General features: G+C 69.8%; 7 protein-coding genes. 2 read left to right on the top strand and 5 right to left on the bottom strand.

Annotation, left to right across the window (positions count from 1 at the left end):
• The first annotated feature begins 348 nt into the window (after positions 1-348).
• Positions 349-2,067: an MFS transporter gene (locus GXW76_RS23730; RefSeq protein ID WP_211864622.1), complete on the top strand. Its 1,719-nt coding sequence runs from the start codon at positions 349-351 to the stop codon at positions 2,065-2,067.
• A 73-nt stretch (positions 2,068-2,140) separates the two neighbouring features.
• Here the strand turns inward: GXW76_RS23730 and GXW76_RS23725 are convergent, their stop codons facing one another.
• From GXW76_RS23725 to GXW76_RS23710, 4 genes are read right to left on the bottom strand one after another with little or no spacing between them, the layout of a single operon-like run.
• On the bottom strand, positions 2,141-2,812 hold the full coding sequence (locus GXW76_RS23725) for a 3'-5' exonuclease (protein WP_211864621.1): 672 nt from the start codon (positions 2,810-2,812) through the stop codon (positions 2,141-2,143).
• 2 nt (positions 2,813-2,814) lie between these two features.
• Positions 2,815-4,635 (bottom strand): DUF294 nucleotidyltransferase-like domain-containing protein, encoded by a 1,821-nt coding sequence (locus GXW76_RS23720; RefSeq protein ID WP_211864620.1) that lies wholly within the window; start codon positions 4,633-4,635, stop codon positions 2,815-2,817.
• 47 nt (positions 4,636-4,682) lie between these two features.
• Positions 4,683-6,380 carry a cation acetate symporter gene (locus GXW76_RS23715; protein WP_211864619.1) on the bottom strand — a complete coding sequence of 566 codons (1,698 nt, stop codon included), beginning with the start codon at positions 6,378-6,380 and terminating at the stop codon, positions 4,683-4,685.
• Positions 6,380-6,685 (bottom strand): DUF485 domain-containing protein, encoded by a 306-nt coding sequence (locus GXW76_RS23710; RefSeq protein ID WP_211864618.1) that lies wholly within the window; start codon positions 6,683-6,685, stop codon positions 6,380-6,382. The genes GXW76_RS23715 and GXW76_RS23710 overlap by 1 nt, the downstream gene beginning before the upstream one ends.
• Positions 6,686-6,858: 173 nt before the next feature.
• Between GXW76_RS23710 and GXW76_RS23705 the strand changes: the two genes are divergently transcribed.
• A complete protein-coding gene (locus tag GXW76_RS23705) occupies positions 6,859-8,763 on the top strand; it encodes an AMP-binding protein (RefSeq protein WP_211864617.1) in 1,905 nt (634 codons plus the stop codon).
• 76 nt (positions 8,764-8,839) lie between these two features.
• Here GXW76_RS23705 and GXW76_RS23700 read toward each other — a convergent pair.
• The coding region (locus tag GXW76_RS23700; RefSeq protein ID WP_211864616.1) for a hypothetical protein at positions 8,840-9,749 on the bottom strand (910 nt) is incomplete at its 5' end.

Genomic DNA, 9,749 nt, shown 5'->3' with positions numbered 1-9,749 from the left:
TGGGGCGGGCTGCCCGCGGGCGCGCTGCTGGTGGTCGCCGGGCTCTCCACCCCGGTCACGCCGGCGGTGGCGGAGGGCTGGTTCGCCCGCCTCGGCCGGCTCGGCCGCGCCGAAGCGCGCCTCCTCGCCTGACGCCTCCCCCCCGCCCGCCACGGAACAACTAGCAACCGCGGCAAAATTTCCTGTACTTCTTGCGCACGATTTCCGGAGGCCGGGGGAATCGGCCACTGAAGCCGGGGCCAGCTTTCGCAAGTCGCAAAGGGGCTGCCGACAGGACGCAGCCACGTCCGAGTCCAACGGACGCCATCAAGAAACGGCCGCGACAGCCGGCCTGGGGAGAACGAACGCATGAGTTCGGTGTCAATCGCCACGGACCGCGATGTGCGGCCGATGACCAGGGACGAGCGCAAGGTCATCGTCGCATCTTCGCTCGGCACAGTCTTCGAATGGTATGATTTCTACCTTTACGGCTCGTTGGCCGCCGTCATCGGCGCCAACTTCTTCTCCCAGTTCCCTGAGACGACGCGAAACATCTTCGCGTTGTTCGCCTTCGCCGCGGGCTTCCTGGTGCGTCCCTTCGGCGCGCTGGTCTTCGGCCGGCTCGGCGACATGGTCGGGCGCAAATACACCTTCCTCGTCACCATTCTCATCATGGGCACCTCGACCTTCGTGGTCGGGATCCTGCCCACCTCGGATTCCATCGGCCTCGCGGCGCCGATCATCCTGATCATGCTGCGCCTCCTGCAAGGCCTGGCGCTCGGTGGCGAGTACGGCGGTGCGGCGACCTACGTGGCGGAGCACGCCCCGCACGGGCGGCGCGGCTTCTACACCTCCTTCATCCAGGTCACGGCGACGGCGGGCCTGTTCCTTTCGCTGTTGGTGATCCTGTTCACGCAGACCGCGGTCGGGCCGGAGAATTTCCGCGCGTGGGGCTGGCGCGTGCCCTTCCTGCTCTCCATCGCGCTGCTCGCCATCTCGGTCTGGATCCGGTTGCAGATGGAGGAAAGCCCGGCCTTCCAGCGCATGAAGGCGGAAGGCACCCATTCCAAGGCGCCGATCGCGGAGGCCTTCTTCCAGTGGAAGAACGCCAAGATCGCGCTGTTCGCCCTGCTCGGCCTCGTCGCCGGCCAGGCGGTGGTCTGGTACACGGGGCAGTTCTACGCGCTGTTCTTCCTCGGCCAGGTGCTGAAGGTGGACAGCTTCACCACCAACATGCTGATCGCCTGGTCGCTGCTGCTGGGCTCGGGCGGCTTCGTCTTCTGGGGCTGGCTGTCCGACAAGATCGGCCGCAAGCCGATCATCCTCGGCGGGTGCCTGCTCGCCGCGCTCACCTACTTCCCGCTCTTCAAGCTGTTGAGCGCGGAGGCGAATCCCGACCTGCACCGCGCGCACCAGACGATCCAGGTGCAGGTGGTGGTGGACCGCAGCAACTGCTCCTTCCAGTTCAACCCCACCGGCACGGCGCAGTTCACCTCGGCCTGCGACGTCGCCAAGTCGGCGCTCGCGCGCGCCTCGGTCAACTACAGCGTCGAGGGCGCGCCGGGCCGCGCCGGCGCCGCGGTCCGCATCGGCAGCACGCTGATCGAGGCCCCGCACCTGCGGGACCTGGAGCCCGCGCAGCGTGCCCCCGAGGCCGCGCGCTTTACCCAGCAGGTCTCCGCGGCGCTGACCGCGGCCGGCTATCCGGCGGCGTCGAACCCGTCGGTCGTGAAGATGAACTCGCCCATCGACATCTTCGGCGAGCAGCAGCTGGTGCTGATCGGCATCCTTACGCTGCTCGTGATCTACGTGACGATGGTCTACGGGCCGATCGCGGCGGCGCTGGTGGAACTCTTCCCCACGCGCATCCGCTACACCTCCATGTCGCTGCCCTACCACATCGGCAACGGCTGGTTCGGTGGCCTGCTGCCCGCGACCTCCTTCGCCATGATCGCGCAGACGGGCGACGTCTATTTCGGCCTCTGGTACCCGATCGTCATCGCGCTGGCGACGGTGGTGATCGGCATCTTCTTCGTGCCGGAGACCAAGGACCGCGACATCTACGCGGGCGACAACATCCGGCACTGAGCCGCAGCGGCACAGCCGGCGAACTGGGCGGCGTCCGGGGCAACCCGGGCGCCGTCCTCATTTGCGGCGGAGTTCAGGCCCCGAGGGGCGCGGCCGTCGCGTCGCGCCGCCGTTCGCGCTTCAGCCTCTCCCCGCGCGCCGCCATGTCGCGCAGCTGCAGCCAGGCCATCGCCGCCATCACCGCGTCGTTCACCGCGATGTGCTGCTCCAGCGCCGGGATGCCGAGGTCGGCGAGCATGGAGGCGAAGCGCAGGTCGATCGTCGTGCCCGGCGGCGCCTTGCCGTATTTCCGGTCGTAGTAGAGCGAGGAAACCTCGATGCGCGGGTTCGGCAGGTGGACCTGCAGCAATTCCTTCGCGTAGCGGTCGAGCATGCGCACGTCGAAATCGATGTAGTACCCGAGCAGCGGGCGGGATCCGATGAAGCGCAGCAGTGCCGGCAGCACCTCCCGCATCGGGCGTCCGGCCTCGACGTCACGGGCGCGCAGGCGGTGGACCTTGATGCTCTCGGCCCTGGGCGCGACCTCCGGCTTCACGATCGCCTCGAAGCGCTGGCTGGTCAGGATGCGGCCCTTCACCACGGGCACGGCGGCGACGGCAAGGATCTCGTCCGTCGAGGTGTCGAGCCCGGTGGTCTCGCAGTCGAGCGAGATGGCCTCGTCCTCCGGCGGCGGGTCGAAGAGGAACAGGTAGGAATGGTCCGCCAGCGCCGCGCGCCAGAACAGCCGCTTGACCCGGTCGATCACGGTCAGAAGGCCGAAGTGCGGAAGCGGGCGGCGATCACCTCCCGGAACTGCCGCACCACGCGCAGGCTGTCGCGCAGGATGTCGCGGTCCACCGCCGTCATGCGGCTCGGCCGCAGCAGCGCCTCGCCTTCCACCGAGCCGCGGCGCACCGCCTCCAACTGGGTTGTCAGGCGATAGGCCATGAAGACGCGCAGCGCATTGACGACGTCGCGGCCGAAGCCGGGGTCGAAGCTGCGGCCTTCCACCAGCGCCTCCATGCGCTCGGCCGTGGCGGTGGCGGTGATGCCCTTCTCCAGCGCCATCGTCCGCACGCCGTGGACGATGGGGAAGATGCCGGCCTTCTTGATGTCGATGGCATCATCCGCCACGCCGACGCTCGCCATGAGCGTGCCCAGCACGCCGAGGGACGGCGTGGCGAAGCTCTCGATCAGGAGGGCGAAGCGGCCGAGCACCACCGCCTCCCCGCGCATCATGGCGAAGAGTTCCGCCTTGGTCTCGGCAAGCAGCGCCATGCGCCCCGTCAGCGCCACGCCGTCGAGGAAGATCGCGATATTCATCGCTGCTTCCGGCGTGCGTTCCATCACCCAGTGGCGCAACTGCCGCACCATGCCTTCCGCGGTCTGCGACCACAGCGGGTTGCGCACCATCACGTTGCCCGGACAGGGCGGGAAGCCGAAGCCATCCAGCGCGCCGGAGAATCCCTCCCGGAATGCGGCGAGCTCTCCCTCCGGCACCGGGCCGGCGAGCAGCAATCCGTTGTCCTGGTCGGTGCGTACCGTCTGCTCGCCGCGCCCCTCGCTGCCCATCAGGATCAGGCAGCCCTGCTCACGGATCGAGGGCGGCGCCACCAGTTCGAACAGCCGGACAAAGAGGCGACGGTTGAGATCCGAGGTGATCTCCGCGATCACCTCCACCTTCATGCCCTGGCGGTGCAGGCGCTCGACCTGGTCCTGGATCTCACGCGCCGCAACGGCCAGTTCGTCGAGGCCGCGCGCGCGGTCGATGCGCCCGGGAATGAGCTGCGAGTTGCCGGCGAAGCGGCCGAGCAGGTCGATGTCCTCGAGGAAGCCCGCGAAGCCGCCGCCCGAGCGCACCGCAAGCCGCCGCTTGCCGTGCCGCGTCATGGACAGCAGCGCCTCGAATAGGAAGTCGTCCTCGTCCACCGCGACCACGTCGAAATGCGTGACCTCGCGCACCGGCGTCTCCAGTGGCAGGCGCTTCAGCACCGCGGCCTTGGCGAGGTTCATCCCCGTGACCACGCCGATCCGCGCGCCGTCGCGCACGAAGGCGGCGTTGCTGTTGCCCTCGCGCATGGCGTGGCCGGCCTGCTCGATGGTGGCGCTCGCGTCGATGAAGATGGAGCGGCCATGCATGGCGTCACGCACGCGGGATCGCAGCACGCTCTCCATCCCGCCCTCCGCCTTGCGGGCATCGGAGAAGGCCTCAAGCTTGCGGGAGACGTCGGCATAGAAGAAGGCGGCGAAGCCGGCATTGCGCGCGATCAGCCCCTGCACGGTCGCACGGGGCACGAGGAAGCAGAGCGTCTCCTCCGCCGCGACGAAATCCTCGCCCGCGGCGCCGTGCACCAGGGCACGGCTGTCGAAGGAATCGCGCGGGCCGAGCACGCCCTGCAGCTGTTCCCCGTCGCGCGCCTCCACCGCCCCCTTGATCACCACATGGAGGAAGTCGGAGGGACGGCCACTGGCAACGATGGTCTCGCCGGGCGTGAAGTAGCCGATGTCGGTCGCGGCGCGGAGTTCCTCCACCTCCTGCTGGGTCAGGCGGTCGAAAGGCGGGTTCTGCGCGTCGAAGCCGGTCGACATGGAATGGGCGGCGGCGCGGCCCTGTCACGGGCCGCGCCGCGTCCGCCTCAGTGCATATGCGCCGAGGCGGCGCCGATGCCGGTCTCGGATCGCACATACTGCGCGTCGAAGCCGGCCTGCTCGGACTTCGCCTGCTGGCTGTTGTCCAGCTTCGAGAAGAGCCAGATGCCGGCGAAGGCGATCGCCATCGAGAACAGCGCCGGGTTGTCGTAGGGGAAGATCGCCTGCGGGAAGCCGAGCGTCTGCACCCAGACCGCCTTGGACAGCACCACCATCGCCACTGCGCTCACCAGCCCGAGGAAGCCGCCGATGAGCGAGCCGCGCGTCGTCGTGCCCTTCCAGAACACCGACATGAGCAGCACCGGGAAGTTGCAGGACGCCGCGACCGCGAAGGCCAGGCCCACCATGAAGGCGACGTTCTGGTTCTCGAACACATAGCCGAGGACGATGGCGACGAGGCCGATCACCACGGCGGTCATCTTCGAGATCCGCACCTCCTTCTGCTCGTTCGCCCGGCCGCGCGCGATCACCTCTGCGTAGAGGTCGTGCGAAACGGCCGAGGCCCCGGCCAGCGTCAGCCCCGCCACCACCGCGAGGATGGTCGCGAAGGCCACCGCCGAGATGAAGCCGAGGAAGAGCGACCCGCCCACCGCGCTCGCCAGGTGCACCGCGGCCATGTTGGTGCCGCCGAGCAGCCCGCCGATGCGGTTGATCACCCCGCCTGCCCCGGCGGTGTAGAAGCTGTCGTCCGTCATCAGGAAGGTGATGGCGCCGAAGCCGATGATGAAGGTCAGGATGTAGAAGTAGGCGATGAAGCCGGTCGCGTAGAACACCGACTTCCGCGCCGCCTGCGCGTCCGAGACGGTGAAGAACCGCATCAGGATGTGCGGCAGGCCCGCCGTGCCGAACATCAGCGCGAGGCCGAGCGAGATCGCCGAGACCGGGTCCGCGACGAGCGCGCCCGGCGCCATGATGGCATCGCCGCGCGGATGGATGCGCACGGCTTCCGCGAACATCGCCTCCGGGCTGAAGCCGAAGCGCCACAGCACCATGAAGGCCATGAAGGTCGCGCCCGCGAGCAGTAGGCAGGCCTTGATGATCTGCACCCAGGTCGTCGCCTTCATGCCGCCGAAGGCGACATAGACGATCATCAGGATGCCGACGATCACCACCGCGTAGAGATACTGCAGGCCGAAGAGCAGCTCGATGAGCTTCCCCGCGCCGACCATCTGCGCGATCAGGTAGAAGGCGACCACCACCAGCGTGCCGGTCGCCGACAGGATGCGGATCGAGGTCGGCTCCAGCCGGAAGGAAGCGACATCGGCGAAGGTGAACTTGCCGAGGTTGCGCAGCCGCTCCGCGATCAGGAACAGGATCACCGGCCAGCCCACCAGGAAGCCGATCGAATAGATCAGCCCGTCGAAGCCCGACGCGAAGACGAGGCCCGAGATCCCGAGGAAGGACGCCGCCGACATGTAGTCGCCCGCGATCGCAAGCCCGTTCTGGAACCCGGTGATGCCGCCGCCCGCCGCGTAGAAGTCGGCCGCCGAGCGCGTCTGCATCGCCGCGCGGTAGGTGATGCCGAGCGTGCCGAGCACGAAGAGGAAGAACATGATGATCGCCGGCAGGTTCAGCGCCTGGCGATCGACCGGCCCTTCGAGCGCGCCGGCCGCGTGCGCGAGACCGATATGCGCGGCGGTGCCGATCGCGGCCGCCAGCGCGGAAACCCAGAGGAAGCGCCTCATCACTGCACCTCCTCCTTCAGGCGCGCGGTGAGCGCGTCGAACTCGCTGTTGGCGCGCCGGACATAGATGCCCGTGAGCACGAAGGCGGAGACGATCACGACAAGGCCCAGCACGATGCCGAGGGAGGTGACGCCGCCCCCCACCTTCACCGCCAGCAAGGGCTTGGCGAAGGCGACCAGCGCGATGAAGCCGAAATAGATCACCAGCATGATGACCGAGAGGGTCCAGGCGAAGCCCGCGCGACGGCGGACCAATTCCTGGAAGCGGGGACTCCTCAGCACCCTGAGGTGGGCGTCGTCGCTCATGGCCTCGCCTTCCTGTTGCCTGGCGCCTGTCTCGGTCGCAGCCGCATGGGAGCCATAGGCGTCGCCGCCGGGCCGGTTGTTGATCTACCGCAACATCCCTGCGTGGCGCACGGTCTTGCATGGCGCATCCACAGCGGTTCAGGCTGGCCGCGATCGAGGGAGGGTGACGAGGCATGGACCAGGCCGGGAGCCGCACGCGCTACGACGAAACCTACGCGAACTGGCGCCGCGATCCCTCGGCGTGGTGGAGCGAGGCCGCGAAGGGCATCGCCTGGGACGCGCCGCCGCGCGCGGCCTTCGACGGCGCGCTCGGCGTCTATGGCCGCTGGTTCCCCGGCGGGCGGCTGAACACTTGCTTCAATGCCGTGGACCGGCACGTCGCCGCAGGCCGCGGCGAGCAGCCCGCCATCATCTGGGACAGTCCGATGACCGGGCGGATCGAGACGATCACATATGCGCGACTGCAGGACCGCGTGGCGCGCGTGGCCGGCGCGCTCGCCGCGCGCGGGGTGGCGAAGGGCGACCGCGTCATCGTTTACATGCCGATGGTGCCGGAGGCGGCGATCGCCATGCTCGCCTGCGCGCGGCTGGGCGCGGTGCATTCGGTGGTCTTCGGCGGCTTCGCCGCGGCGGAACTGGCCGCGCGCATCGCGGACGCGAAGCCGAAGGCGATCGTCTCCGCCTCCTGCGGGCTCGAGCCGGGGCGCGTGGTGAAGTACAAGCCGCTGCTCGATGCCGCGATCGGCCTGTCGCCGCACAAGCCGGCGAGCGTGCTGATCCTGCAACGCCCCGAAAGCCCCTGCGACCTGACGACCGGCCGCGACGAGGACCTGCTCGCCGCCGAGGCCGCCGCCGCGCCGCACCCCTGCGTCAGCGTCGAGAGCACGGACCCGCTCTACATCCTCTACACCTCCGGCACGACCGGCGCGCCCAAGGGCATCGTGCGCGACAATGGCGGGCACGCGGTCGCGCTGCACAACTCCATGTCCATGGTCTACGGCGTGCAGCCGGGGGACGTGTACTGGGCGGCATCCGACGTCGGCTGGGTCGTCGGGCATTCCTACATCGTCTATGCGCCGCTGCTTGCCGGTTGCACGACCGTGCTGTTCGAAGGCAAGCCCGTCGGCACGCCCGATGCCGGCACCTTCTGGCGGGTCTGCGAACAGCACGGGGTGAAGGTGCTGTTCACCGCGCCCACCGCCATCCGGGCCATCAAGAAGGAGGATCCGGACGGCGTCTTCCTGAAGCGCCACGACCTCTCGAAACTGGAAGCGCTCTACCTCGCGGGCGAGCGCTGCGACGCCGACACCGTCACCTGGTCCGAGCGCCTCCTGGCCAAGCCCGTGGTGGACCATTGGTGGCAGACCGAGACGGGATGGACCATCACCGGCAATTTCCGCGGCCTCGGCCTGTTCCCGACCAAGCCGGGTTCCGGCGGCAAGCCTGCCCCCGGCTACGACGTGGTGGTGCTGGACGAGGCGAACCAGGAAGTCCCGCGCGGGCAGATCGGCAGCCTCGCGGTGCGCCTGCCGCTGCCGCCTTCCTGCCTGCCGACGCTGTTCAACGCCGATGAGCGCTTCCGCGACGCCTACCTCGCCGCCCATCCCGGCTTCTACAGCACCGCCGATGCCGGAATGGTGGACGAGGAAGGCTATGTCTGGGTGATGTCGCGCACCGACGACATCATCAACGTCGCCGGGCACCGCCTGTCCACCGGCGCGATGGAGGAGGTGCTGGCCTCCCACCCCGCCGTCGCCGAATGCGCCGTGGTCGGCGTGCGGGACACGCTGAAGGGCCAGGTGCCGCTCGGCCTGGTGGTGCTGAAGCTGGGCGTGGCGAAGGACGAGGCGACGCTCGCCCAGGAACTGATCGCCATGGTGCGCGAGCGCATCGGTCCCGTCGCCGCCTTCAGGGATGCCCGCGTGGTCGCCCGCCTGCCCAAGACGCGCTCCGGCAAGATCCTACGCGCGACACTTCGCAAGATCGCCGACGGGGAGGACTACGTCGTCCCGCCCACCATCGACGACCCGGCGATCCTCGACGAACTCGACGACGTGCTGAAGGCGTCGATGCGGTAGGGCGGCCCACCACCGCCGGGCGGCGGCGGGCGCGTCCGGCGGGGGCGCGTCACGCCAGCGTCCGGCGGCAGCCGCGTCACGCCAGCGTGGCGCTCTCGATCAGCAGGACCAGCTCGCGGCCCGAGCCGGGCTCCCGCACGGCCCCGGAAAAGCCGAGCCGCAACTCGTTCGCCCCCGGCCGCAGGTCGAGGTCGATCGCGTATTCTCCGGTCTCCTTCAGGCTGCCGGCGGAGATCTCCAGCGCCTCCTCCGGCCCGCCATTGAACGCGACGCGCGCGCCTTGCCGCGGCAGCAGGCTGCGATAGGCCAGCGCCAGTCGCGCCGTCGCGACCTCGGCGGCCTCCACGACCAGCCGCGCGTCGCGCGCGACGATCCAGCGCACGCCGCCGGGCAGGTCGAGATCGGGGAAGGGTCCCTCCTCCGGCCCGATGCCGGCGGAAAGGTCCCAGCGGATGCGCGGCGGTCCTTGGTAGGGCGGTTCGTCCACCGGCGCGGCCGCGGTCTCGGGCATGAAGGCATCCCCCGAAGCCTCGGCGCCCCCTTCCTCGGCGGGCGGGATGGGCTCGGGCGCCGGCGGCTCGTCGAGGGTCAGCGTCCCCGCCATTCCCGCCGCGGCGACCGCGAGCAGCACCGGCGCCTCGCCCGCCGCCGCACCGTCCTGCACCAGGTCCCAGGCAGCGACGGGCCCCGCGCGGCGCAGCAGCGCAGCCGGCAGGGTGGCGGTGGCAAGCCAAGTCCCGCCGGGCTCGGCCGAGACGGTCAGCGGCAGCGACGCAGCGTTGACGTAGAGCCCGATCCCGCGAATCGCCGGCACCGATTCCGCGCGCAGGCGGAAGCCCAGCATGCAGAGGGCATCGCCATCGCCGAGCACCTCGCCGCTCAGCGCGGGCGCCACCGGCCAGCCGCCATCCTCGGCCGGCGCGGTGATCACGCGGGCGAAGGGCAGGCCGGCCGCCGCAGCCGCGTCACGCGCCGCCGGGCCGACG

Origin of the sequence: Neoroseomonas soli (genome assembly GCF_018129065.1) — a bacterium.
GTDB lineage: Bacteria > Pseudomonadota > Alphaproteobacteria > Acetobacterales > Acetobacteraceae > Neoroseomonas > Neoroseomonas soli.
This window is presented reverse-complemented; position numbering and strand designations above follow the sequence as displayed.